This window comes from Roseateles sp. T103 (genome assembly GCF_057219915.1).
In genome coordinates, this window is sequence record NZ_JBXVVS010000001.1 from 1,279,794 (window position 1) to 1,303,000 (window position 23,207).

Below are 23,207 nucleotides of genomic sequence, written 5' to 3' on the forward strand. Positions count from 1 at the left end.
AGTTGGCGCAGGCTGTCGGCCCACACCGGCAGCGATAGGAAGTCCCTGCCCTGAAGACCTTCATGCTCCAGACCTCGCTTCGCGCCGCTGTTGTTGCGGCCCTCGCCCTGGGTCTGCTGGTCCCGACCGGCGCCTTGCTGCTCTACGAGGGCCAGCAGAACCGCCGCGTGGCCATGACAGAGCTGGAGCGCGACCTGCAGCGCATCAGCGAGGTACTGGCACTGTCGCTGTCCGAGCCGATCTGGCAGGTCTCGCCCGAGCTGGCCGAGCCGATGATCAAGGCGCAGATGGACGACCCGCGCTTCGTCTCGGTGCTCATCGTCGAGCCCGGCGCGGCGCGACCCTTCCTGGAGTTGCGTCGCCCTGTCGGGCAGGCCAGCCTGGTGCTGTCGCGGGTGCGGCCGGTGCTGCGCGACGGACGCGAGATCGCCACGCTACGACTCGAGATGAGTGCCGCACCGCTGATCGCCCAGCGCCAGGCGGACATGCTGCGCTCGCTGTGGCGTGCGGGACTGACGCTGACGCTGTCGGCACTGCTGATCCTGTTGGTGCTGCAGCGACGCGTGCTGCGCCCCATGGACAAGCTCAGCCAGGCGGCGGCACGGCTGGCCGCAGGGCAGTTCGACGTGCCCTTGAAGCTGGAAGCCGGCAATGACGAGATCGCTCAGGTCGGCCTGGCGATGGACCGCATGCGGCTGGCGCTGCTGAAAGCCTTCGAGGAACTGCGCGGGCATGCCAACACGCTGGAGTCGCAGGTGGCCGAGCGCACTGCCGAGCTCACCGCGGCCAATGCCGAGCTGACGCAGGCGCTGCAGACGCTCAGGACCGCACAGCGCGAACTGGTGGAGTCGGAGAAGTTGGCCTCGCTGGGCCGGCTCGTCGCCGGCGTGGCGCACGAGCTCAACACGCCGCTGGGCAACGCGCTGACCGTGGTTTCGGCCCTGGAAGATCGCTGGGGCGAGCTCGATGAGCTGCTGTCCTCGGCCACGCCGATGCGCCGCAGCGTGCTGGTGGAACTGGTGAAGGACACGCGTCGCGGGCAGGACATCCTGCATCGCAATGTCGCGCGTGCCGCCGAGCTGGTGCGCGACTTCAAGCAGGTGGCGATAGACCAGACCAGCGACACGCGCCGCGACTTCGATCTGGCGCGCGTCATCGAGGACGTGCTGACCATGGTCGAACCCAGCTACAAGCACACGCCCTATCAGGTCCACACCGAGCTGGAAACCGGCTTGGCGATGAACTCCTACCCCGGCGCACTAGGTCAGGTGCTGACCAATCTGCTGATGAATGCCCTGGTGCATGCCTTCGAAGATCGGCAGCAAGGCCAGGTTCGCGTGCGCTGCCGCTCGCTCGACGCGGATCAGGTCGAGCTCAGCGTCAGCGACGATGGCAAGGGCATGGACGAGAGCGTGCGCCGACGCATCTTCGACCCCTTCTTCACCACACGGCTGGGCACCGGCGGCTCCGGCCTGGGCATGCACATCGTGCACAACATCGTCACCCAGGTGCTAGGCGGCCAGATCGAGGTGACCAGCACCCCGGGTCAGGGCACGACGATGACGGTGCGCCTGCCGCGCGTGGCCCCGCAGGCAGCTGCGGCGGACTGAAGCGCCCGCCACGCTATATCGACTCCCGCGCTTTACTGCGACGCAGCCGATGCAGGCTGCACGGCCGATGCGGCAGAGGCCGACGGGGCAGCTGCGGAGGCTGCCGAGGCGGCATGATCGCTGCCATGCGAGGCGATGCCGTGCTGCTCACCGCCCATCTCGATATCGCCTCCGCGGCTGAGGATGAACAGCGCCAGCGCGGCGAAGACGAAGAAGCCCAGAAGCAGTTTCCACATGATGGCGTTATCTCCAAGATTGATGCCGGGCATTCTCGGGCGCCAGCCTGACGCGATGCTGGCGGCTGGGCCGCCGCGCTAACGGTGCAGCGCCGCGCGCCACGGCGCGTAGAAGCGATCTTCCGGCGGAACAGGCCCGCGCACACCGCAAATCGCCGCTGCAAAGCGGTTGGCCAGCGCCATCGCCGCGACCGGCGTCAGACCGCGCAGACTGGCGGCCAGCAGCATCGCAGTGAAGGCATCGCCTGCGCCTACGGTATCGACCAGCTCGGCTTGCGACAGCCCCGCCTCGTCGGCCAGGCACTCGCCAGCAGCACCGTAGGCGGCACTACCGCGCGAGCCACGCGTGAGGATCAGCCGCTGCAGGCCGAAGCGCCGCACCAGATCCGCCGGACCGCCCAGGCCGAAGCGATCGAGCAGCCAGGCGAGTTCCTCCTCGTTGACCTTGAGCCAGTCGGCCTGCTGCAGGCTCGGCAGCAGGCAGGACTCGACGGCGATGCCGGGGCGCAGATTGAGGTCCAGATAGCAGATCGTTTCCGGCGGGCAGCGCGCCAGCAGGGCTAGCACCGTCGCGCGCGATGCGGCGCAGCGCTGCGCCAGTGTGCCGAAGTACAGAAGAGCGGGGCCCTGGCTGCGCAGCAGCGCCTCGATCGGGTCGAACTCGAGCCAGTCCCAGGCCGCATCAGCAGCGATGCGGAAGCGGTGCTGCCCGGCATCGAGCTCCTCGATGCACACGCGTCCGGTCGGATGCAGTGCATCGCGCTGCACACCGCGCTCGTCCATGCCGAGCCGGCGCATCTCGGCCAGCAGCATCGCCGCACCCGCATCAGCTGCACCGATGCGGCTGAGCAGCAGGGCGCCCTGCCCCAGCGCCACCAGCGAGCGCGCCACGTTGAAGGGCGCACCACCCGGCACGGTGGCCGACGCGAATTCATCGAGCAAGGCCTCGCCGATCAGCCAGATGGACGGTGACGCGACGCTGGGTTCACTGGACATATGGCGGCGCATTGTGTCGCAGACAAAAAAAACGGCCCCATGCGGGGCCGTCCTCATCGTGCTCATCGGACTGAAGGGCAGGCGCGCCAGGCGCCCGCCCTGCTCGAGGATCAGTCGTGGGCGTAGATGTCGCGATCCTTGGTTTCGCGAACGAACAGCATGCCGATCACGAAGGTGATCGAAGCGATGATGATCGGGTACCACAGGCCGTAGTAGATGTTGCCGTTCTGGGCCACCATCGCGAAGGCGATCGTGGGCATCAGGCCACCGAACCAGCCGTTGCCGATGTGGTACGGCAGGCTCATCGAGGTGTAGCGGATGCGGGTCGGGAACAGCTCCACCAGCATGGCGGCGATCGGGCCGTAGACCATGGTCACGTAGATGACCAGGATCGACAGGATGGCGACGATCTTCCACCAGTTGGCCGACAGCGGCTTGATCGGATCAGCCTTGGCCGGATAGCCGGCGGCCTTCATCGACTCGGCAACTTCCTTCTTGAAGGCAGCGATCGCCTTGCCCGACGCTTCGTCGAACTTGTGGCCGCCAGCGGTCAGCACGCCGGTGGGCACGTCGATGACCTTCTCACCGATCTGCACCTTGGCGTTGGCGCCCGGCGTTGCCACGGTCTCGTAGCTGGCCGATTGCTGTGCCAGCGAACGCTTGGCGATGTCGCAGCTCGACGTGAAGTCCACGTCGCGCGAGATCGGGCTGCCCTGGAACGAGCACTGGGCCGGATCGACGGACACGGTGATCTTGGCGTTCACCTGCGCAGCAGCCAGCTTGGGGTTGGCAGCTTCGGTCAGCGCCTTGAACAGCGGGAAGTAGGTGACGATCGCCAGCAGCAGACCCGCCATGATGATGGGCTTGCGGCCGATCTTGTCCGACAGGGTGCCGAAGACCACGAAGAAAGGCGTGCCGATGATCAGCGAGACCGCCACCAGGATGTTGGCCGTGGGACCGTCAACCTTGAGCACGTTGGCCAGGAAGAACAGCGCATAGAACTGGCCCGAGTACCAGACCACGGCCTGACCGGCGACGAGACCGAACAGCGCCAGGATCACGATCTTCAGGTTCTTCCACTGACCAAAGGATTCGGACAGCGGCGCCTTGGAGGTCTTGCCCTCGGACTTCATCTTCTGGAAGGCGGGCGACTCGTTCATCGACAGGCGGATCCAGACGCTGATGGCCAGCAGCAGGATCGACACGATGAAGGGCACACGCCAGCCCCAGGCGGCGAATGCATCCTCGCCGATCAGGGTGCGGGTACCCAGAATCACCATCAGCGACAGGAACAGGCCCAGAGTCGCGGTGGTCTGGATCCACGCCGTGTAGGCGCCGCGGCGGCCATGCGGCGCATGCTCGGCCACATAGGTGGCGGCACCGCCGTACTCACCACCGAGAGCCAGGCCCTGCAGCATGCGCAGCACGATCAGGATCACCGGAGCGGCCACGCCGATCGACGCATAGGTCGGCAGGATACCGACGACGAAGGTCGACAGGCCCATCAGCAGGATGGTGACCAGGAAGGTGTACTTGCGGCCGATCATGTCGCCCAGACGACCGAACACCAGTGCACCGAAGGGGCGCACGATGAAGCCCGCGGCGAAGGCCAGCAGCGCGAAGATGAACGCCGCCTGAGGGTCAAGACCCGAGAAGAACTGCTTGGCGATGATCGCCGCCAAGGAACCATAGAGGTAGAAGTCGTACCACTCGAACACCGTACCGAGCGAGGAGGCGAAGATGACCTTCTTCTCCTCCGCGGTCATCGGCGTGTTAGCCGCCGCCGCAGTTGTTGTCGCCATTGCATGTCTCCGTCATTGCTGGGCTGACTGCATCGCCCGATGCAGCCTTCTGATGTGACTATCAAGGCGCGCTCTGACCAGGCTCTGACGCCAGACTGAACCCTGGCTGACAAACCCCGTGAGAACCCGCACAAGTGCTTTCTCATTGCGGGATTCGAGCGAGACAGAGGGAAAGCCCCAGTGGGCCGCCCGCCGGTGCCGTCCTCAGTGGCGACGCTGCACAGCGGGACGCCGCGCCGCGGCCGCCTCCCAGGCGCCGCTGGCGAACCACGGGTCGCCACGCAGATAGGCCGCCAGCATCGGCAGCGCATCCTGGCCCCAGAACAGATGACCATCGACCTCGATCGTGGGCACGCCGAACACGCCCCGCGTCAGCGCCTGCTCGGTCGCATCGCGCAGTTCCTGCTTGACGGCTTCGCTGCCCGGGTCGCGCACCGGCTTGAGCTGCGCGCTCAGCGCCTCCAGGCGGGCTGCATCGGTCGCATCGGCACCGCCGCTGCGCCAGACGAAGTCGAACAGCTGCTCGACCACATGGCGGCTCGGGGTGGCACCCGGCGCCTGCGCGGCCAGAGCCAGGCGCAGCAGCGGCAAGGGATTGAAGGGATGCTGAGCCGGCAGGTCCAGCGCAACGCCGGCCTGGTAGGCCAGCCAGCTCACCTGACGATAGGTCCAGGCTCGCTTGCCCGCGATCTCTGCGGGGCCCTTCTGGCCCAGCGCCTGCAAGAAGGCGGCAAACAGCACCGGCCGGTAGTCCACCACATAGCTCAGCCCGGACAGCGCCTCGGGCAGCTTGGCAAAGGCCAGCGCCGCATAGGGCGAGACCGGATCGAAATAGAACTGCAGGCGCTTGAGCGCCGGGGGCGAACTCATCCCAGTGTCTCCTCGCTGTTCAAGGCCAAGGCCGGACCGGCCCAGACGCCCAGCTCCCGCAGCTGTCGCCGACGTTGCGGCAGGCGCGCCAGCACGATTCGGCGCGCCGCGTCGTCGCTGCCGCCCCAGCTGGCAATCTCGTCGATGCTGCGTGCGCAGCCCTCGCACCAGCCAGTGCCGGCATGCATGCGGCACACATTGACACAGGGTGAGGCCACACCGCCACGTGCGCCGCCGCTCATGGCTGCTGCACCACGTCGATCACCGGCGCGCCGGTCAGCGTCACCAACTCGTCCGGCGCCATGCGAAACACACCGTTGGGATGGCCCGCCGCAGCCCAGATCAGCTCAAAGCGGAACAGCTCGCGATCGACGAAGAGCAGCGGCATCTGCTGTCCATCGGCCGGGGCGTAGCCCAGCGGCGAGACGCCACCGATCGAGAACCCGGTGCACGCCTTGACGTAGTCGGCATCGGCGCGTCCCAAGGGGCCGGTGTGCTCCTTGAGCCTTTTCTCGTCGATGCGGCGGTCGCCCGAGGCGATCACCAGCACCGCGCGATCATCAGCCTTGCGACGAAAGACCACCGATTTGGCGATCTGGCCCAGGCTGACACCCAGCGCGTCGGCCGCCTCCTGCGAGGTGCGGGCTGCCACCTCAAGCCACAGCGGCTGGTGCGGGTGGCCGCGCTCGGCCAGCGCGGCGCTGACGCGGCGAAAGCCCTCGGGGCGCCCGGCGCCCGGTGCGGCTGCAGCGCCCTCGGTCTCGATATCTTCTGTGTGCATGCCGCCATTTTCGCCCAGCGCAGCTGAGAAGGCCGATCAGGGTGCTCTTGCTCAGTCAGTCGCGGCCATGACCGTGGCCATGGCCGCGGCCGCGTTCATCGCGCCAGTCCTCACGGCGTCCGTCACGCCAGTCGTCCCGCCTGTCATGGCGATAGTCGGGATGACGGTGGTGGTAGTGCGGGACATAGACGCGTTGGTACCAGTCGTCACGCACGAAGTAGACCGGCCGGCCGCAGGCTTCGTAGCGGTGGCAGTGCTTGCGCCAGTGGCGCTCATGGCCAGGCGGCACGCGCAGATAGACCGGCTCGTAGATCACACGAGGCGGCGGCCGGCTGATGATCAGCGGCTCGGCGTAGATCAGCCGCGGGCGCGGCGCATCGCCGATATCGATGCGCCCGTAAAAGCCGGGCTGGCCGATCTGCACGGACACTCCGACATCAACATCTCGCGCCTGGGCAGGCTGCACCATGGCCGCAAGGGCGAGAGCGGCGGCAAGCGGCCAGCCCTTCATGCTCGTGTTCTTCATTGGCGGAAACTCCTTGACGTGCAAGTTCAACGTCAAGCCCGGCCGCCCGTGGACAGCCGTCACCAATGTTTACAAGCCGCGTGTCGTGCCGCTCGTTGAGGGAGGCGCGAGCAGGTCGACGCCCTGCTGGGCCAGCAGCTTCTCCAGCGCCGGCAGCAGCGGCCCCAGCTTCTCTTCCACCGCGTCACGCACCGTATCGACGAACACCTGCGTCTGCCGCTCGATCTCGATGTTCAGGCGCGCACCGACGTCCTTGTCGCCAAAGGTGGTCATGCGCAGCGTCTCGGGGATCAGCCAGACCTCGAACCAGCCGGCCTTGCGGTCGGCTTCGGCCACCGTGAGGCTGGCGCCGTTGATGGCGATATAGCCCTTGGCGAAGACATAGCGCATCCAGGGCTCGGGCACCTGGATGCGGATCACGTGGTTGTTCTCGGGGCGGCGAATCGCCGCCACCGTGGCGGTGAAGTCGATGTGGCCGGACAGCGGATGGCCGCCGATTTCGGCGCCGTCCTTGGCGGCACGTTCCACGTTGAGGCGGCTGCCCGCCTTCAGATCGCCCAGCGTGGTGAGCGCCAGGCTCTGCTGCATCACGTCGAAGTCTGCCTGCTCAGGCCCCTTGAGCGCCGTGACAGTCAGGCACACGCCATCGCAGGCCACGCTGGCGCCGATCTCCAGACCGGTGCAGAAACCTGGCGGGAACTGCAGCGTGAAGCTGCGCAGCCCCGGACGGTCGGTGATGGCGGCGACGGTGGCGACGCCCTGGACGATGCCTGTGAACATGGGCAAAAGAAAGACTGAAAGCTGGAATGTGGAAAGCAAAGAAGCGGCGCCCAGCGCCGCTTCTCTTGTCATGCGGTGTCGGTCCGCAGCTTACCAGCTGACCTCGCGGTCGGGCGTCGCGCCGATCTTGTGGATGCTCAGGTCGGCGCCTTCGTACTCCTCCTCGGGGCTCAGACGAAGGCCGGCCACCTTCTTGATCACGCCGTAGACGACGAAGCCACCCGTGAAGGCCCAGGCCACGCCAGCCAGCGTGCCCAGCAGTTGCGCCATGAAGCTCACGCCGCCGATGCCGCCCAGCGCCTGCTGGCCGAAGATGCCCGCGGCGATGCCGCCCCAGGCGCCGCACAGGCCGTGCAGCGGCCAGACACCCAGCACGTCGTCGATCTTCCAGCGGTTCTGCGTCAGCGTGAACATCAGGACGAAGATCGCGCCGGCCACACCACCGACCACCAGCGCGCCCACCGGATGCATCAGGTCCGAACCCGCGCACACAGCCACCAGGCCGGCCAGCGGGCCGTTGTAGGCAAAGCCGGGGTCGTTGCGGCCCATCAGCACCGCCACCAGCGTGCCGCCGACCATGGCCATCAGCGAATTCACCGCGACCAGGCCGGAGATCTTGTCCAGGGTCTGCGCGCTCATCACGTTGAAGCCGAACCAGCCCACCGCCAGCACCCAGGCGCCCAGCGCCAGGAAGGGAATGCTGGAGGGCGGATGCGCGCTCATGCCGCCATCCTTGCGGTAGCGGTTGTAGCGCGGGCCCAGCAGCAGCACTGCGGCCAGGCCGATCCAGCCACCCACCGCGTGGACCACCACGCTGCCGGCGAAGTCGTGGAACTCGGCGCCGAAGCTGGCCTTCAGCCAGGCCTGGAAGCCGAAGGCCTGGTTCCAGGTGAGGCCCTCGAACAGCGGGTAGATGAGGCCAACGATGACGGCAGTGGCCATCAGTTGCGGGCCGAAGCGCGCGCGCTCGGCGATGCCACCGGAGACGATGGCCGGAATGGCCGCCGCGAAGGTCAGCAGGAAGAAGAACTTGACCAGCTCGTAGCCGTTCTTTTGCGCCAGTGTCTCGGCACCGATGAAGAAGTGCGTGCCGTAGGCCACGCCGTAGCCCACCAGGAAATAGACGACGGTGGACACGGCGAAGTCCACCAGGATCTTCACCAGCGCATTGACCTGGTTCTTCTTGCGCACCGTGCCCAGCTCCAGGAAGGCGAAGCCGGCATGCATCGCCAGCACCATGATGGCGCCGAGCAGGATGAAGAGCGCATCGGCGCCCTGCTTGAGAGTCTCCATTGCAGTCCTTGAGAGTGTTCTCGGGCCGGGCCGCACCGCCCTGACCAACGACGCACCAGGATTGCAAGAAAGATGCCCACAAAAGGGCGCGACGCACCGGCATGGAACGCACCAAGGTGCGACCAACTGCACCACCTTGGCACAGCATGCGCACCAAGTCAGCTCAAAACTCAGGCCTGGGCCGCAAACAGCTCTGGCGAGAAGCCCACGCTCAATGCCCCGCTATCCCACTGCACTACCGGGCGCTTGATCACGCTGGGCTGGGCCTGCATCAGCGCGGCGGCACTGGCGGCGTCGACCACCGCAGCCTTCGTGGCATCGTCCAGCTTGCGCCAGGTCGTGCCGGCGCGGTTGAGCAGCTTCTCCCAGCCCAGCTCGGCCAGCCAGCGCTGCAGCTGCTCGGCCGGCACGCCGGCCTTCTTGAAATCGTGGAACTGGTAGGCGCGGCCCTGGCCGTCCAGCCAGGCGCGGGCGCGCTTGACGGTGTCGCAGTTGGGAATGCCGTAGACGGTGATCATCGTGAACTGGATCGAAATTTCTGAAGCGGCCGCCACGCTACCATGAGCCGATGATCGACTGGATCAACGAAGCTGCGCTGCTGTTCCCGCCCACCTCGCGCGCCCTGCCCGCAGGCAGCGAGGCGCCGGGGCTGCTGGCCGCCGGCGGCGACCTGAGCCCGGCGCGGCTGCGCGCCGCCTATTCGCGCGGCATCTTTCCCTGGTACAGCGAGGGCCAGCCCATCCTCTGGTGGTCGCCGGACCCGCGCATGGTGCTGCAGACACGGCACTTCAAGCTCAGCCGCTCGCTGCGCAAGACGATTGCCCGCTTCATCGCCACGCCCGGCTGCGAGATCCGCGTCGACAGCGCGCTGCACGAGGTGCTGAAGGCCTGCGCCAGCACGCCGCGCGAAGGCCAGTCCGGGACCTGGATCCTGCCCGAGATGCAGGCTGCCTACGAGCGCTGGGCCAAAGAGGGCGCGGTCCACAGCGTCGAGACCTGGATGGACGGCGAACTGGTCGGCGGGCTCTACGGCATCAACCTGGGCCGCATGTTCTTCGGCGAGTCGATGTTCATGCGCCGCAGCGATGCCTCCAAGATCGCGCTTGCGGCGCTGATCTGCCTGTGCCGCGAGCATGGCATCGAGTGGATCGACTGCCAGCAGAACACCCGCCATCTGGCCTCGCTGGGCGCTTTCGAGGTGCCGCGCGCCGAGTTCGAGGCGCACCTGTCGCGAACTGTGACGCAGCCTGCCCCGTCCGCTTGGGTTTTCCATCCCGGCCTGTGGCGGCATCTGCAGGCAGAATCGGCCACAGCACCGCAGCCCAGCCCAGACGCCCACCCGTGACCCACCCCAAAGAGCTTCCGCTAACCCAGCTGCAGTTCTATGCGACGGCGCCCTACCCCTGCAGCTATCTGCCGGATCGGATGGCGCGCTCGCAGGTGGCCACGCCCAGCCACCTGATCCATGCCGATGCCTACTCGGCGCTGGTCGACGCGGGCTTCCGGCGCAGCGGTATGTTCACCTACCGGCCCTATTGCGACGGCTGCCGTGCCTGCGTGCCGATGCGCATTCCAGTGGCGCGTTTCGAACCCAGCCGCAGCCAGCGCCGCGCCTGGCGCCAGCACGGCGATCTGCAGGCCCGCGTGATGCGGCTGGAGTACAGCAACGAGCACTACCAGCTCTACCTGCGCTACCAGGCCGGCCGCCATGCCGGCGGCGGCATGGACCAGGACAGCGTCGACCAGTACGCGCAGTTCCTGCTGCAGAGCCGGGTCAATTCGCGGCTGGTTGAGTTCCGCACACCGGCTCCCGATGGCGATTCGGGTGAACTGGGCACGCTCAAGATGGTCTCCATCCTGGATGTGCTCAGCGACGGGCTCTCGGCCGTCTACACCTTCTACGAGCCCGAGGACGGTGCCAGCTACGGCAGCTACAACGTGATGTGGCAGATCGAGCAGGCCCGCCAGGTGGGCCTGTCGCACCTCTACCTGGGCTATTGGATCGCGCAGAGCCCTAAGATGGCCTACAAGGCGCGCTTCCGGCCGCACCAGTTGCTGATCGACGGGGACTGGCGCGAGGTCGCGGCCGACTGAGGCGACAGAACAGGGCGGTCCAGGGCCGCCGGCTCACAAGGCGAGCCGTGCAGCTACCTCCTCGGCGATGGCCAGGCTGCTGGTCAGCCCCGGCGACTCGATACCCAGCAGATTCACCAGTCCAGCGATGCCATGCTCGGCCGGCCCGTCGATGCGGAAGTCCGGCGCCGGCTCGCCCGGCGCGTGGATCTTCGGCCGCACGCCGCTGTAGGCCGGCTGCAGCGATCCATCCGGCAATCCCGGCCAGTAGCGGCGCACATCGGCATAGAAGCCCTCGGCACGCGACGGGTCCACCTGGTAGTCGATCTGCGTTGGCTCGCTCACCTCGTCCAGCCACTGCGCATCGGGGCCGAAGCGCGCCTGCCCGCCCAGATCCAGCGTCAGGTGCACGCCAAGCCAAGCATCCTGCGGCAGCGGATAGACGAGACGCGAGAACGGCGCCCGGCCCGCCAGCGAGAAATAGCAGCCCTTGCTGAAGTGCGCCGTCGGCGCGAAGCGTGGCGCCAGCCCTTGCGTGGCGGCGGCGACAAAGGGTGCCCACAGCCCCGCAGCGTTGACCACATGGCGGGCGCGCAGCACCAGCTCGCTGCCCTCGCTGTCCACCACCACGCGCAGCGCATCGCCGGCAGGCACGATCTCGCGCACTGTCGAGGCCAGCGCCACCGCACCGCCGGCGGCCTCCAGATCGCCCTGCAGCGCCAGCATCAGGCCATGGCTGTCGACGATGCCGGTCGACGGCGAGAGCAGCGCCGCCTCGCAGGCCAGCTCCGGCTCCATCGCCAGCGCCTCCTCGCGGCTCAGCCAGCGCAGATCGTCCACGCCGTTGCGCGCCGCCTTGGCCGCCAGTGCCTTGAGTCCGTCGAGCTGTGCGGGCGAGGTGGCGACGATCAGCTTGCCGCAGCGCCGGTGATTGACGCCATGGCTTTCGCACAACGCATAAAGCAGCTGCTTGCCGCGTACGCACAGCCGCGCCTTCAGCGAGCCCTCGGGGTAGTAGATGCCGGCATGGATGACCTCGCTGTTGCGTGAACTCACGCCGGTGCCGATCGCGGTCTCGCGCTCCAGCACCAGGGTTTCCAGGCCGCGCTGCGCGAGCGCGCGCCCGACGGCGAGGCCGACGACACCGGCCCCGACGACGACTGCATCGACGGTTTCTTCTTGCATGCCGGCATTGTGGCGCGGGTCGCGCGCCAGCCCGGCGCTATGCGCCCGCGTGCCGGCTGCCTTGATCGAGTCCAAAGCGGATCACCGCCTCGGCATCGGGGCTGAATTCGCCGGCAGCGAGGCGCTGCTGCAGCTCGGCTGGTGCCAGACAGAGGAACTCGCTGACCTCGCCATCGCGGTTGGCCGGCATGAAGCCGTCCGGCAGCTGCAGCGCATAGATGTGCAGCACCTCGTCGTGCAGGCCTTCGGGCTCGATGCGCCGCGTGCGGATCGCGCCGCAGGGCTGCAGCGCGGCCGACAGCTCGGGCGGCACGCCGGCCTCTTCCCACAGCTCGCGCCGCGCGCAGTCCAGCAGATCCTCACCCGCCGGCAGGCCGCCGGCGGCCAGGTTGTCGAGCCGTCCGGGATCGGTGGCCTTGTGCAGCGCCCTGCGCCCGCAGCACATGCGGCCGTCAGGCAGCCAGGCGTTGATGTGCACCGCGCGGCTCATCAGACCGAAAGGCCGGAAGGCGGCGCGCTCCAGGCGAAACAGCTCCAGGCCGCGTTCGTTGCACGGGTCGGCCACCGGCTGCTCGCAGGCATAGGCCTCGTCGCGCCAGCCGTGGATCTCGCCCTGCTCGCGCAGCTGCTGCGCCGCCAGCCTGAGCTGCTCACCCAACAGCGATGCCGCACCCGGCCAACGCAGCGCGCCAGGCATTGGCTCCAGCTCGGGCAGCAGCGACGCCAGCCGCGCCGCCCGGGCCGGGCTCAGCCAGCCCAGGCCCAGCCCGCCGAGCCGCAGCGCCAGCCAGCCCTCGGCAGGCGCCGACGACGGCAGAAAAGGGCTTGGCGCGGCGAAACTAGACATGGCTCTCCATTGTCGCGACCCCGGCCTTGCAGTTCGGTGACATGCAGCCAAATAGGACGCTTGGAGACCGAGGAGGACCTGAGATGTCTGGAGTCCGCCCCGCTGCCGTCGCCGGCAGCTTCTATCCCGATGAGCCGCGCGCGCTGCAACGCAGCGTGGCCGACTACCTCGCGCAGGTGTCCGCTGCCGCGCAGCCCGGGCCCTGCCCCAAGATGCTCGTCGTGCCGCACGCGGGCTACATCTATTCCGGCCCGGTAGCCGCGCATGCCTATGCGCAGCTGGCGCCGCACCGCGCGCGCATCCGCCGCGTGGTGCTGCTCGGCCCGGTGCACCGCGTGCCGGTGCGCGGGCTGGCGGCGCCCAGCGTCGAGGCCTTCGACACTCCGCTGGGCCGCGTACAGCTGGATCGCGCCGCGCTGGCCGGTCTGGCCGATCTGCCGCAGCTGCTGGTCTCGGACCGTGCCCATGCGGTCGAGCATTCGCTGGAAGTACAACTGCCCTTCCTGCAGCAGGTGCTCGGCAGCGACTTCCGCCTGGTGCCGCTGGCCGTCGGCGACGCCAGTCCCGCTCAGGTCGAACAGGTGCTGGAGCGGCTCTGGGGCGGCGACGAGACGCTGATCGTGATCAGCTCCGATCTGTCCCACTACCTGCCCTATGCCCAGGCCCGCGAGCGCGATGCCGCGACGCTGGCGCGCATCGCCGGCTTCGCTACCGATCTGCATGGCGAGGAAGCCTGCGGCGCATCGCCGCTCAACGGGGCATTGCGCGCCGCGCGGCGTCATGGGCTGCAGCCGCGTGTGCTCGATGTGCGCAACTCCGGCGACACCGCCGGCAGCCGCGATCGCGTGGTCGGCTATGCATCGCTGGCCTTCCTGCCGCCCGAGACTGCCGACCGCGAACGTGATGCCGAAGGCGCGAACGAGGAGCCGTCATCCGGGTCGGCTTCAGCGCTGGGCAGCGCGCTGCTGGCCACCGCCCGCGCGTCGATTGCCGGCGCGCTGGGCCTGGCCGCACCGCGCGTGCCGGCGCATCCGACACTGCTTCAGCTCGGCGCGAGCTTCGTCACGCTGCACGACCTGAACCGCGAGCTGCGCGGCTGCATTGGCCAGCTGGAAGCGACGCGCCCGCTCGGCGAGGACGTGCACGCCAATGCCCGCGCCGCGGCCTTCCGCGACCCGCGCTTCGCGCCGGTCAGCGCCATCGAGTTCGACAGCCTGCAGTTGGAAGTCTCGGTCTTGAGTCCGATGCAGGCCTTGGCGCCCGCAGCCGACCTGACCAGCGCCGCCGCGCAGCTGCGCCCGGGCATAGACGGCGCGCTGCTGCATTGGCGCGGCCGGCGCGGCACTTTTTTGCCGCAGGTCTGGTCGCAGCTGCCGCAGCGCGAGGACTTCATGCGCGCGCTGCTGCGCAAGTCCGGGCTGCCGACCGACTTCTGGGCGGCCGACGTGCAGCTGTGGCGCTACCAGGTCCAGGCGTTCGAGGAGGCACCGGCATGAAGCGCGAGCCCTTGCCCACCGACAGCGGCACCGTGCCGGCACGCTGGTGGCACGCGCTGCCCGATGGTCGCCTGCAATGCGATCTCTGCCCGCGCGACTGCAAGCTGCACGAGGGCCAGCGCGGCCTGTGCTTCGTGCGCGCCCGCGAGGGCGATCGGATGGTCTTGACCACCTACGGTCGCAGCTCGGGCTTCGCAATCGACCCGATCGAGAAGAAGCCGCTGAACCACTTCCACCCGGGCTCGGGCGTGCTGTCCTTCGGTACGGCGGGCTGCAATCTGTCCTGCAAGTTCTGCCAGAACTGGGACATCTCCAAGAGCCGCGAGATGGACCGCCTACAGGACCAGGCCTCGCCCGAGGCGATCGCCGCGGCGGCGCGTGCCGCCGGCGCCGCCAGCGTGGCCTTCACCTACAACGACCCGGTGATCTTTGCCGAGTACGCGATGGATGCGGCCGATGCCTGCCATTCGCTGGGCGTGAAGACGGTGGCGGTGACGGCCGGCTATATGCATGCCGCGCCGCGCGCCGAGTTCTACGCCAAGATGGATGCGGCCAACGTCGACCTGAAGGCCTTCAGCGACAAGTTCTATGTCGAGCAGACCGCCTCGCATCTGGCGCCGGTGCTGGACACGCTGCAGTACATCGTCCACGAGACAGGCTGCTGGCTGGAGATCACCACGCTGCTGATCCCCGGGCTCAACGACAGCACGGCCGAGTTGGAGGCGATGTGCCGCTGGATCGCCGAGCAGCTGGGCACCGAGGTGCCGCTGCACTTCACTGCCTTCCACCCCGACTACAAGCTCATTGACACGCCGCGCACGCCGACCGAGACGCTGCAGCGCGCCTGCCGCATCGCCCGTGATGCCGGGCTGCGCCATGTCTACACCGGCAATGTGCACGACAGCGACGGCGGCACCACGCGCTGCACCGGCTGCGGCGAGGCGCTGATCGTGCGCGACTGGCATGCGCTGCTGCGCTACGAGCTCGACGCGCAAGGCGCCTGCCCGCACTGCCACACGCCGCTCGCTGGCCGCTACGGCGCGAAGCCCGAAGGCACGCTGGGCCGGCGCCGCATCCCGATGCGCGTGCGCATGGACTGATTGAGCGCGTTTCAGACCGTCGACGCGACGAAGTGCGGGTTGTCCAGGCCGGGCTTGCCGTAGCGCAGCTCCTCGCCGGCCAGCGTGCGCACATGGCCGCCGGCGGCGCGCAGCACCGCATGGCCGGCAGCAATGTCCCACTCCATCGTGCGGCCTAGACGCGGATAGAGGTCGGCCTGAGCGGCGGCCAGCAGGCACAGCTTCAGCGAGGAGCCAATCGCGACCGTTTCGGCCACCGGCTTGCCGGCCAGAAAGGCGTCCAGCGCGGCGGCATCGCCGTGCGAGCGGCTCGCTACCACGGTGAGGCCGGCTGACGGCACAGCGCGGCAGCGCAGCGGCAGGCGTGGTCCGCTGCCCTCGACGACGAAAGCCTCGGCGCCATCGTCGCCAATGCGCCCGGCATAGAGACGCTGCAGCGCCGGCGCCAGCACCACACCCAGCACCGGCAGGCCCTGCTCGATCAGCGCGATGTTGACGGTGAACTCGCCGTTGCGCGCGATGAACTCCTTGGTGCCGTCCAGCGGATCGACCAGCCAGAAGCGCTCGGTGACCGCCGGCACGCGGCCCTGGCTGGCCGCCTCTTCCGAGATCACCGGCACGCCGGGGCTGAAGCGGGCCAGCTCGGCGAGGATCAGCGCCTCGGCGCGCTCGTCGGCCTCGGTCACCGGCGACGCATCGTCCTTGCCGCGCACGGCAAAGTCGGTGGCATAGACCTCGAGGATGGTTTGGCCCGCCTGCGCTGCAGCAGCGATCACCTTTTCAAGCAATTCGGCGGTGGCGAGCGACTTCATGGACTGGCTCCTCCCGTGTGTCATTCAAGTGGCGATTTGGAGTGTAGAAACGAAAAACCCCGCGAAGCCTGCGCTTCGCGGGGTTTTCGTTTTCTGGTGGGCGGTGCAGGGTTCGAACCTGCGACCCCTGCCGTGTGAAGGCAGTGCTCTACCGCTGAGCTAACCGCCCGGTATCGGGACCGGGTCCACTATGTGCAGCAACCTTGGTGGGCGGTGCAGGGTTCGAACCTGCGACCCCTGCCGTGTGAAGGCAGTGCTCTACCGCTGAGCTAACCGCCCGGTCTGTCGGCTGCTGCGACGATCCATTTCTGAATCGCCAACCGGGAAGCCCGCGATTATGCCATCGTTTTTGGCCTCGCCAAGCCTTCGAGTGTCAGGCGTCCTGCCAGATGCGCTTGCCGCCGCTGGCCTTGTCGAGATCGGCCAGCGCGGCGGCATGCGCCGCGAGCTCGGCCTCGCCCGCGGCGATGACGGGCAGCACATAGCGGCTGAAGTCGATGCTCTCGACGGCGAGTTCGCTGCCGGCATTCGCGTTGCTGCTGCTCGAAGCCTCGTCGATCACCAGTGAGTCCTGGCCGCGCGTCAGCCGGATATAGACCTCGGCCAGCAACTCGGCATCGAGCAGCGCGCCGTGCAGCGTGCGGCTGGAGTTGTCGACCTCCAGGCGTTTGCACAGCGCGTCCAGCGAGTTCGCCTTGCCGGGGAACATGTCGCGCGCCATCAGCAGCGTGTCGCGCACGCCGCCGACGATGTGCGTGATCGGCGGATGGCCCAGGCGCTTCAGTTCGGCGTTCATGAAGCCGATGTCGAAGGCCGCGTTGTGGATCACCAGTTCGGCGTCGCGCAGGAAGGCGAGCAGCTCGTCGGCCACCTCGGCGAACTTGGGCTTGTCGGCGAGGAACTCGTCGGTTAGGCCGTGGATGCGCACCGCGTCCGGGTCGCTGGGCCGTTCCGGGTTCAGGTAGAGGTGCAGCTTGTTGCCGGTGAGCTGGCGGTTGACCATCTCCAGGCAACCGATCTCGATGATGCGGTCGCCGGCCTCGGCACGCAGGCCGGTGGTTTCGGTGTCGAAGAAGATCTGGCGCATGTCAGGACTTTGCGGTTGCGTGGCGCGATGCCAGCCACCAGATGAGCAGGCCCGCCGCGATCATCGGCAGGCTCAGCCACTGTCCCTGGCTGAGGCTCAGCGCGCGCAAGCCAAGGAAGCTGTCGGGCTCGCGGAAGTACTCGGCCGCGAAACGGAAGAAGCCATAGCCGATCAGGAACATGCCCGACACTTGGCCAGTCGCGCGTGGCTTGCGCGCATAGAACCACAACAGCACGAAAAGCAGCAGGCCCTCGCCGAGGAACTGGTAAAGCTGCGAAGGATGCCTCGCGATGCCGCCGTCCTGAGCCTGCGGAAACACCATCGCCCAGGGCAGGCTAGCGTCGGCAGGTCGCCCCCACAACTCACCGTTGATGAAGTTGCCGATGCGCCCGGCGGCCAGGCCCGTGGGCACGCAAGGCGCGATCAGATCGGTGACCTCGAAGAATCGCCGGCCGCGCAGGCGCGCAAAGAGCGCCATCGCGACGATCACGCCCAGCAGGCCGCCGTGAAAGGCCATGCCGCCCTGCCAGACCGCGAAGGCCTCCAACGGATGCTCCAGGAAATAGCCAGGCTTGTAGAACAGCACATAGCCCAGCCGGCCGCCCAGCACCACGCCGAGCACGCCAAAGAACAGCAGGTCGTCGACGTCACGCCGACTCCAGCCGGCAGCGGCATAGCTCGGCTGCGCGATGCGCTTGGTGGCCAGCCACATGAACAAGCCGAAGGCCGCCAGGTATGTCAGGCCATACCAATGCACGGCCAGCGGGCCGATCTGCAGCGCGATCGGATTGAACTGGGGGTGGACCCACATGAGGCTAGTCGCAGAGAAGTTCGAAGGCGCGCATCATAGTAGGCCGCTGCACCGAAGCCGCCTGGGCTGCGGCGCTCACTTGCGGCGCTGCTCGCCCTGCCCGAGCGCCTCCATCGCCTTCTTTCGCCTCTGCTCCTTGCGTTCGTCCAGGCGCTGCATGGCCTGGCGCTGGGTCAGGCCCGACTTGTCGGCCCAAGCCCACCACAGCACGGCCAAACCAAAGGGAATGAGCACGATGAACCAGCTCCAGCCCGCGACCGGCGCCACGCCGGCGAGCTTGAGCACCACCAACAGCGTGCCAATCAACACGAACCACATGCTTGCTTGCTCCTGTCTGATGCCGACGAATGCGGTCAACCGTACAATCCCGCGCAGCGTTGTCGCAGGGACTGCGCTTCATCGAATGTAGTGCAGTTTTTCTGTCCTCTCGTCGCTCTCCCACCTCTCGTCTCGAAAGGAAGTCATGAAGTCCTCCGCCGTGTTCGCCCTGGCCGCTCTGGCCGCCGCCTTCGCCGCCCCGGTCGCGCAAGCCAGCGCCGATCTGGCCCAGAAGAAGAACTGCATGGCTTGCCATGCCGTCGACAAGAAGCTGGTCGGCCCTTCGTACAAGGATGTCGCCGCCAAGTACGCCAAGGACAAGGATGCTGTCGCCAAGCTGGCCGACAAGATCGTCAAGGGTGGTTCGGGCGTCTGGGGTCCGGTGCCCATGCCGGCCAACCCGCAGGTCAGCGCCGACGAAGCCAAGCAATTGGCTGCCTGGGTGATGGCCACCAAGTAAGGCCCTCCGAAGCAGTCCGCTGCTTCACATAAAAGAACAGGCCCTGGGGGGCCTGTTCTTGTTTGAGGCGGCGCTTTAGCAAGCCTGCCGCAGCTGTTCAAGGATGGGCGGCTTCTGGTGCGCACGTCACGCCGCTGCTCGGCATGAATGCACCCAATATCCGGCCCGCGCCAAGTGGTTCAGCTGGCCGGCCCGATCTGGATCAGTAGGCTTGCCCCAGCTGTTCCAAGATCGCCGGATTTTCCAGCGTGCTGGTGTCCTGCGTAACGGCCTCGCCCTTGGCGACCGAGCGCAGCAGGCGGCGCATGATCTTGCCCGAGCGGGTCTTGGGCAGGTTGTCGCCGAAACGGATGTCCTTGGGCTTGGCGATCGGGCCGATCTCCTTGGCCACATGGTCGCGCAGCTGCTTGGCAATCGCCTTGGCCTCGTCGCCGGTGGGGCGCGGACGCTTGAGCACGACGAAGGCGCAAATCGCCTCACCGGTCGTGTCGTCGGGACGCCCCACCACCGCTGCTTCGGCCACCAGCTCGGTGCAGCTGACCAGGGCCGACTCGATCTCCATCGTGCCCATGCGGTGGCCGGAGACGTTCAGCACGTCGTCGATGCGGCCGGTGATGGTGAAGTAGCCGGTCTCGGCATCGCGGATCGCGCCGTCGCCCGCCAGGTAGTAGCCCTTGAGCTCGCTGGGGTAGTAGCTCTTCTTGAAGCGCTCCGGATCACCCCAGATGGTGCGGATCATCGACGGCCAGGGCTTCTTGACGACCAGGATGCCGCCCTGCCCGTTGGGCACGTCGTTACCCAGCTCATCGACGATGGCCGTGGTGATGCCCGGGAAAGGCAGCGTGCACGAGCCCGGCACCAGCGGCGTCGCGCCCGGCAGCGGCGTGATCATGTGGCCGCCGGTCTCGGTCTGCCAGAAGGTGTCGACGATGGGGCAGCGGCCGCCGCCCACATTCGCGTGGTACCACTCCCAGGCGGCCGGGTTGATCGGCTCGCCCACCGAGCCCAGCAAGCGCAGGCTGCTCAGGTCGTAGTTCTTCGGATGCACTGCCTCGTTGGTCTCGGCCGCCTTGATCAGCGAGCGGATTGCCGTCGGCGCGGTGTAGAAGATCGTGACCTTGTGCTTGGCGATCATCTGCCAGAAGCGGCCGGCATCCGGATAGGTCGGCACGCCTTCGAAGACGATCTCGGTGCCACCCAGCGCCAGCGGGCCGTAGGTGATGTAGGTGTGGCCGGTGACCCAGCCGATATCGGCGGTGCACCAGAACACATCGTCGGGCTTGAGGTCGAAGGTCCACTTGGTGGTCAGCGCCGCATGCAGCAGATAGCCGCCGGTGCTGTGCTGCACGCCCTTGGGCTTGCCGGTGGAGCCGCTGGTATAGAGCAGGAACAGCGGATGCTCGGCCTCCACCCACTCGGGCTCGCAGCTGGTCGCCTGGCCCTGCACCACCTCGTGCAGCCACAGGTCGCGGCCGGCCACCCAGGGGATGCTGCCGCCGGTGCGCTTGTAGACGATCACGTCCTTCAGCGTCGGGCAGCTGTTGTCGGCAAGCGCCTCGTCGACGATGGTCTTCAGCGGCAGATGCTTGCCTCCGCGTGCCTGCTCGTCAGCCGTGATGACCATCACCGCGCCGGCATCCTGCACCCGGTCGCGCAGCGACTGCGCCGAGAAGCCGCCGAACACCACCGAGTGCGTGGCACCAATGCGAGCGCAGGCCTGCATCGCGACCACGCCCTCGACCGACATCGGCATGTAGATGACGACGCGGTCGCCCTTCTTCACGCCGCGCGCCTTCAACGCGTTGGCCAGCTGCGCCACCTTGGCCAGCAGCTCGGCATAGCTGACCCGCGTCACGGCACCGTCATCGGCCTCGAAGATGATCGCGGTCTTGTCGCCCAGGCCGGCTTCGACATTGCGATCCAGGCAGTTGTAGGAGACGTTCAGGCGACCGTCCTCGAACCACTTGAAGAACGGCGCATCGCTGCTGTTGAGCACCTTGGTGAACGGCGTCTTCCAGCTGATCAGCTCGCGCGCCAGACGGGCCCAGTAGCCTTCGTAGTCGCGCTCGGCCTCGGCCACCAGCGCCTTGTACCCGTCCATGCCCTTCACGTGGGCCTGTGCCGTCCATTCGGGGCTCGGCAGGTAGAGCTTGTTCTGACTCATGAAGTGTCTCCTCGGTCGACCCGGTTGCTTGTAGGAATGAATCGGGCGCAACTGTGCGCGTGGTCTCTGACGAACCGCTTACTCTGCACCCGTGCCGGCCTACCGGCCGCAGCCGCCTAGAATCGCAGCCCCGACCCCATTCGCCGAACCCGGACTAACCCTATGCAGGACCACAACCGACCGCTGCGCCCGCTTCCCAACCTGATCTTTGCCAGCCGCTGGCTGCAGCTGCCGCTGTATCTCGGACTGATCCTGGCCCAGGGCGTCTATGTGTTCCAGTTCTGGACCGAGTTGGTGCATCTGGTCGAGGCCGCCTTCGGCAACCAGGACGCGCTGGCCCTGCTGGTCAAGAGCATCGGCTACAAGGCCACGCCGATCAAGGACGCCGCCGGCGCCATCATCGGCTACGAGCCGATCGCCAAGCTCAACGAGACCATCCTGATGCTGGTGGTGCTGGGCCTGATCGACGTGGTGATGATCTCCAACCTGCTGATCATGGTGATCGTCGGCGGCTATGAGACTTTCGTCTCGCGCATGCACCTGGAGGGGCACCCCGACCAGCCCGAGTGGCTCAGCCATGTGAACGCCTCGGTGCTCAAGGTCAAGCTGGCCACCGCGATCATCGGCATCTCGTCCATCCACCTGCTGAAGACCTTCATCAACGCCGACAACTACACCGAGAAGGTGCTGCTGTGGCAGACGGTGATCCACATCGCCTTCCTGTTCTCGGCGCTGGCCATCGCCGCGGCCGACCGCCTGATGCACCCGGCGGCCGACAAGCACTGAGCAAGCCGACGCCAGACGGCCGCGCCCGCTCAGGGCTGCGGCTGGTCGGGCGGCACCGGCGCCTTGGAGCGCAGGCGCAGATGCAGCGCGGCCTGCGCCAGCAGATTGGCCGACACCGGTGCGGTGACGAACACGAACAGCGTGATCAGCAGCGCCTGCAGGCCCGTGCGACCCTGCGCCCAGTCCAGCACCAGGCTGGCCAGCAGCACGCCGCCGACGCCCAGTGTGCTCGCCTTGGTCGGCGCGTGCAGCCGCATGTAGAAGTCGCGAAAGCGCAGCATGCCGACGGCGCCCACCAGCGCGAACACGCCGCCCACCACCAGCAGTGCCGCCGCCAGCAGCTGAATCGTCCAGTGCAGGTCCTCAAGCATCGTCACCTCACTCGATCACATCGCCACGGCTGAGATAGCGCGCCAGCGCCACCGTGGAGGCAAAGCCCAGCAGCGCGATGATCAGCGCCGCCTCGAACAGCAGCTCGGTCCGCCAGCGCAGCCCGAGCAGCACCACCAGCGCCAGCGCATTCACGTACATGGTGTCCAGCGCCAGCACGCGGTCGGTCGCTTCCGGCCCGCGCAGCAGGCGCCAGCCACACAGCAACAGGGCCAGGCCCACGGCGACGGTGGCGAAATCCAGGGCCCAGGGCAGAACCTGACTCAAAGAGGCGCTCATCCGAAGATCTCCAGCAAAGGCTGCTCGTAGCGCGCCTTGATCTGCGCGACCAGCGCCGCGCCGTCCTCGCAGTCCAGCGCATGCACCAGGATCTGCTGCGCGGTCTCGTCGACCACACAGGACACCGTCCCCGGCGTCATCGTGATGATGCTGGCCAGCAGCGTGATCGCGCCCGGATGGCGCAGCTCCAACGGCACCGGCACCCAGGCCGGATGCGGGTCGGCGCTTGGCGACAGCACCAGCTTCGCCACACTGAGGTTGGACACCACGATGTCCCACAGCACCACCATGGTCAGCCGCAGCGCCAGGCCGGGCCTGCGCAGCCGGGCTGCCGGGCCGAGAAAGCCGCGCAACAGGCGCGGCAGCAACAGTGCGAACACCAGGGCCGACAGCAGCTGCGGCAGGCCCGCGCTGCCCTGCAGCAGCAGCCAGACCACGGCCAGCAGCACCGACAGTGCCGGATGGTCCAGCCAGCCGGCGGCCGCGGGCCGGGCTTCAAGCTGTTTGCCGTCGCGATCGCTCATGA

General features: G+C 67.7%; 27 protein-coding genes and 2 tRNA genes. 7 read left to right on the plus strand and 22 right to left on the minus strand.

Features of this window, described 5'->3' with window-relative positions; translation table 11 throughout:
• The first annotated feature begins 62 nt into the window (after positions 1 to 62).
• Positions 63 to 1,610, plus strand: coding sequence for a sensor histidine kinase (locus AC2EBS_RS05595; protein ID WP_484727371.1), 1,548 nt, complete (start codon positions 63 to 65; stop codon positions 1,608 to 1,610).
• Between the two features lie 32 nt (positions 1,611 to 1,642).
• Here AC2EBS_RS05595 and AC2EBS_RS05600 read toward each other — a convergent pair whose 3' ends face one another.
• From AC2EBS_RS05600 to AC2EBS_RS05645, 10 genes are all read right to left on the minus strand, one after another.
• On the minus strand, positions 1,643 to 1,846 hold the full coding sequence (locus AC2EBS_RS05600) for a hypothetical protein (RefSeq protein ID WP_484727372.1): 204 nt from the start codon (positions 1,844 to 1,846) through the stop codon (positions 1,643 to 1,645).
• A 78-nt stretch (positions 1,847 to 1,924) separates the two neighbouring features.
• Complete coding sequence (locus tag AC2EBS_RS05605; protein ID WP_484727373.1) at positions 1,925 to 2,842, minus strand: PfkB family carbohydrate kinase; 918 nt, start codon at positions 2,840 to 2,842, stop codon at positions 1,925 to 1,927.
• Positions 2,843 to 2,952: 110 nt separating this feature from the next.
• Complete coding sequence (locus AC2EBS_RS05610; RefSeq protein ID WP_484727374.1) at positions 2,953 to 4,644, minus strand: MFS transporter; 1,692 nt, start codon at positions 4,642 to 4,644, stop codon at positions 2,953 to 2,955.
• 204 nt (positions 4,645 to 4,848) lie between these two features.
• Positions 4,849 to 5,514 carry a DsbA family protein gene (locus AC2EBS_RS05615; RefSeq protein ID WP_484727375.1) on the minus strand — a complete coding sequence of 222 codons (666 nt, stop codon included), beginning with the start codon at positions 5,512 to 5,514 and terminating at the stop codon, positions 4,849 to 4,851.
• Positions 5,511 to 5,756, minus strand: a complete 246-nt coding sequence (locus tag AC2EBS_RS05620; protein ID WP_484727376.1) for a DUF1289 domain-containing protein — start codon at positions 5,754 to 5,756, stop codon at positions 5,511 to 5,513. Before AC2EBS_RS05620 ends, AC2EBS_RS05615 begins: the two co-directional genes overlap by 4 nt.
• Entirely contained in the window at positions 5,753 to 6,295 is a 543-nt protein-coding gene (locus tag AC2EBS_RS05625; protein WP_484727377.1) for a YbaK/EbsC family protein, read from the minus strand. Before AC2EBS_RS05625 ends, AC2EBS_RS05620 begins: the two co-directional genes overlap by 4 nt.
• A gap of 55 nt (positions 6,296 to 6,350) precedes the next feature.
• Positions 6,351 to 6,821 (minus strand): hypothetical protein, encoded by a 471-nt coding sequence (locus AC2EBS_RS05630; RefSeq protein WP_484727378.1) that lies wholly within the window; start codon positions 6,819 to 6,821, stop codon positions 6,351 to 6,353.
• 69 nt (positions 6,822 to 6,890) lie between these two features.
• A complete protein-coding gene (locus tag AC2EBS_RS05635; protein WP_484727574.1) occupies positions 6,891 to 7,601 on the minus strand; it encodes a riboflavin synthase subunit alpha in 711 nt (236 codons plus the stop codon).
• A gap of 90 nt (positions 7,602 to 7,691) precedes the next feature.
• Positions 7,692 to 8,894, minus strand: a complete 1,203-nt coding sequence (locus AC2EBS_RS05640; protein WP_484727379.1) for an ammonium transporter — start codon at positions 8,892 to 8,894, stop codon at positions 7,692 to 7,694.
• 170 nt (positions 8,895 to 9,064) lie between these two features.
• On the minus strand, positions 9,065 to 9,412 hold the full coding sequence (locus AC2EBS_RS05645) for an ArsC family reductase (protein ID WP_484727380.1): 348 nt from the start codon (positions 9,410 to 9,412) through the stop codon (positions 9,065 to 9,067).
• A gap of 50 nt (positions 9,413 to 9,462) precedes the next feature.
• Here AC2EBS_RS05645 and aat point away from each other — a divergent pair, with 50 nt between their 5' ends.
• Together aat and AC2EBS_RS05655 are read left to right on the plus strand one after the other, a co-directional pair.
• Complete coding sequence (gene aat / locus AC2EBS_RS05650; RefSeq protein ID WP_484727381.1) at positions 9,463 to 10,239, plus strand: leucyl/phenylalanyl-tRNA--protein transferase; 777 nt, start codon at positions 9,463 to 9,465, stop codon at positions 10,237 to 10,239.
• Positions 10,236 to 10,988 carry an arginyltransferase gene (locus AC2EBS_RS05655; protein ID WP_484727382.1) on the plus strand — a complete coding sequence of 251 codons (753 nt, stop codon included), beginning with the start codon at positions 10,236 to 10,238 and terminating at the stop codon, positions 10,986 to 10,988. The genes aat and AC2EBS_RS05655 overlap by 4 nt, the downstream gene beginning before the upstream one ends.
• 33 nt (positions 10,989 to 11,021) lie before the next feature.
• On the opposite strand, the gene AC2EBS_RS05660 is transcribed toward AC2EBS_RS05655, so the two are convergent.
• Positions 11,022 to 12,152 (minus strand): NAD(P)/FAD-dependent oxidoreductase, encoded by a 1,131-nt coding sequence (locus AC2EBS_RS05660; protein ID WP_484727383.1) that lies wholly within the window; start codon positions 12,150 to 12,152, stop codon positions 11,022 to 11,024.
• Positions 12,153 to 12,189: 37 nt separating this feature from the next.
• Positions 12,190 to 12,999, minus strand: a complete 810-nt coding sequence (locus tag AC2EBS_RS05665) for an NUDIX hydrolase (RefSeq protein WP_484727384.1) — start codon at positions 12,997 to 12,999, stop codon at positions 12,190 to 12,192.
• An 83-nt stretch (positions 13,000 to 13,082) separates the two neighbouring features.
• Here AC2EBS_RS05665 and amrB point away from each other — a divergent pair, with 83 nt between their 5' ends.
• Together amrB and amrS are read left to right on the plus strand one after the other, a co-directional pair.
• A complete protein-coding gene (gene amrB, locus AC2EBS_RS05670) occupies positions 13,083 to 14,495 on the plus strand; it encodes an AmmeMemoRadiSam system protein B (protein WP_484727385.1) in 1,413 nt (470 codons plus the stop codon).
• Positions 14,492 to 15,595, plus strand: a complete 1,104-nt coding sequence (gene amrS / locus AC2EBS_RS05675) for an AmmeMemoRadiSam system radical SAM enzyme (protein ID WP_484727386.1) — start codon at positions 14,492 to 14,494, stop codon at positions 15,593 to 15,595. Before amrB ends, amrS begins: the two co-directional genes overlap by 4 nt.
• A gap of 11 nt (positions 15,596 to 15,606) precedes the next feature.
• Here amrS and cysQ read toward each other — a convergent pair whose 3' ends face one another.
• The 6 genes from cysQ to AC2EBS_RS05705 all read right to left on the minus strand — a co-directional run bounded on the left by cysQ (position 15,607) and on the right by AC2EBS_RS05705 (position 18,641).
• Positions 15,607 to 16,386, minus strand: a complete 780-nt coding sequence (gene cysQ / locus AC2EBS_RS05680; RefSeq protein ID WP_484727387.1) for a 3'(2'),5'-bisphosphate nucleotidase CysQ — start codon at positions 16,384 to 16,386, stop codon at positions 15,607 to 15,609.
• A gap of 94 nt (positions 16,387 to 16,480) precedes the next feature.
• Positions 16,481 to 16,555 (minus strand) — tRNA-Val (locus tag AC2EBS_RS05685).
• Positions 16,556 to 16,590: 35 nt separating this feature from the next.
• A tRNA-Val gene (locus tag AC2EBS_RS05690) sits at positions 16,591 to 16,665 on the minus strand.
• A gap of 94 nt (positions 16,666 to 16,759) precedes the next feature.
• Complete coding sequence (gene dnaQ / locus AC2EBS_RS05695; RefSeq protein WP_484727388.1) at positions 16,760 to 17,473, minus strand: DNA polymerase III subunit epsilon; 714 nt, start codon at positions 17,471 to 17,473, stop codon at positions 16,760 to 16,762.
• 1 nt (position 17,474) lies between these two features.
• Entirely contained in the window at positions 17,475 to 18,284 is an 810-nt protein-coding gene (gene lgt, locus AC2EBS_RS05700) for a prolipoprotein diacylglyceryl transferase (protein WP_484727389.1), read from the minus strand.
• Positions 18,285 to 18,359: 75 nt separating this feature from the next.
• Complete coding sequence (locus AC2EBS_RS05705) at positions 18,360 to 18,641, minus strand: TIGR04438 family Trp-rich protein (RefSeq protein ID WP_484727390.1); 282 nt, start codon at positions 18,639 to 18,641, stop codon at positions 18,360 to 18,362.
• Between the two features lie 106 nt (positions 18,642 to 18,747).
• On the opposite strand from AC2EBS_RS05705, the gene AC2EBS_RS05710 reads away from it, so the two are divergent.
• Positions 18,748 to 19,062, plus strand: coding sequence for a c-type cytochrome (locus AC2EBS_RS05710; RefSeq protein WP_484727391.1), 315 nt, complete (start codon positions 18,748 to 18,750; stop codon positions 19,060 to 19,062).
• A 202-nt stretch (positions 19,063 to 19,264) separates the two neighbouring features.
• Here AC2EBS_RS05710 and acs read toward each other — a convergent pair whose 3' ends face one another.
• Positions 19,265 to 21,226 carry an acetate--CoA ligase gene (gene acs, locus AC2EBS_RS05715; protein WP_484727392.1) on the minus strand — a complete coding sequence of 654 codons (1,962 nt, stop codon included), beginning with the start codon at positions 21,224 to 21,226 and terminating at the stop codon, positions 19,265 to 19,267.
• A 162-nt stretch (positions 21,227 to 21,388) separates the two neighbouring features.
• Between acs and AC2EBS_RS05720 the strand changes: the two genes are divergently transcribed.
• On the plus strand, positions 21,389 to 22,012 hold the full coding sequence (locus AC2EBS_RS05720) for a TIGR00645 family protein (protein WP_484727393.1): 624 nt from the start codon (positions 21,389 to 21,391) through the stop codon (positions 22,010 to 22,012).
• A 29-nt stretch (positions 22,013 to 22,041) separates the two neighbouring features.
• On the opposite strand, the gene AC2EBS_RS05725 is transcribed toward AC2EBS_RS05720, so the two are convergent.
• Genes AC2EBS_RS05725 through AC2EBS_RS05735 form a run of 3 tightly spaced genes read right to left on the minus strand, consistent with a single transcriptional unit; the run spans position 22,042 to position 23,205 of the window.
• A complete protein-coding gene (locus tag AC2EBS_RS05725) occupies positions 22,042 to 22,383 on the minus strand; it encodes a Na+/H+ antiporter subunit G (RefSeq protein WP_484727394.1) in 342 nt (113 codons plus the stop codon).
• A 7-nt stretch (positions 22,384 to 22,390) separates the two neighbouring features.
• Positions 22,391 to 22,681 (minus strand): K+/H+ antiporter subunit F, encoded by a 291-nt coding sequence (locus tag AC2EBS_RS05730; protein ID WP_484727395.1) that lies wholly within the window; start codon positions 22,679 to 22,681, stop codon positions 22,391 to 22,393.
• Positions 22,678 to 23,205 (minus strand): Na+/H+ antiporter subunit E, encoded by a 528-nt coding sequence (locus tag AC2EBS_RS05735; RefSeq protein ID WP_484727396.1) that lies wholly within the window; start codon positions 23,203 to 23,205, stop codon positions 22,678 to 22,680. Before AC2EBS_RS05735 ends, AC2EBS_RS05730 begins: the two co-directional genes overlap by 4 nt.
• Positions 23,206 to 23,207 lie beyond the last annotated feature (2 nt).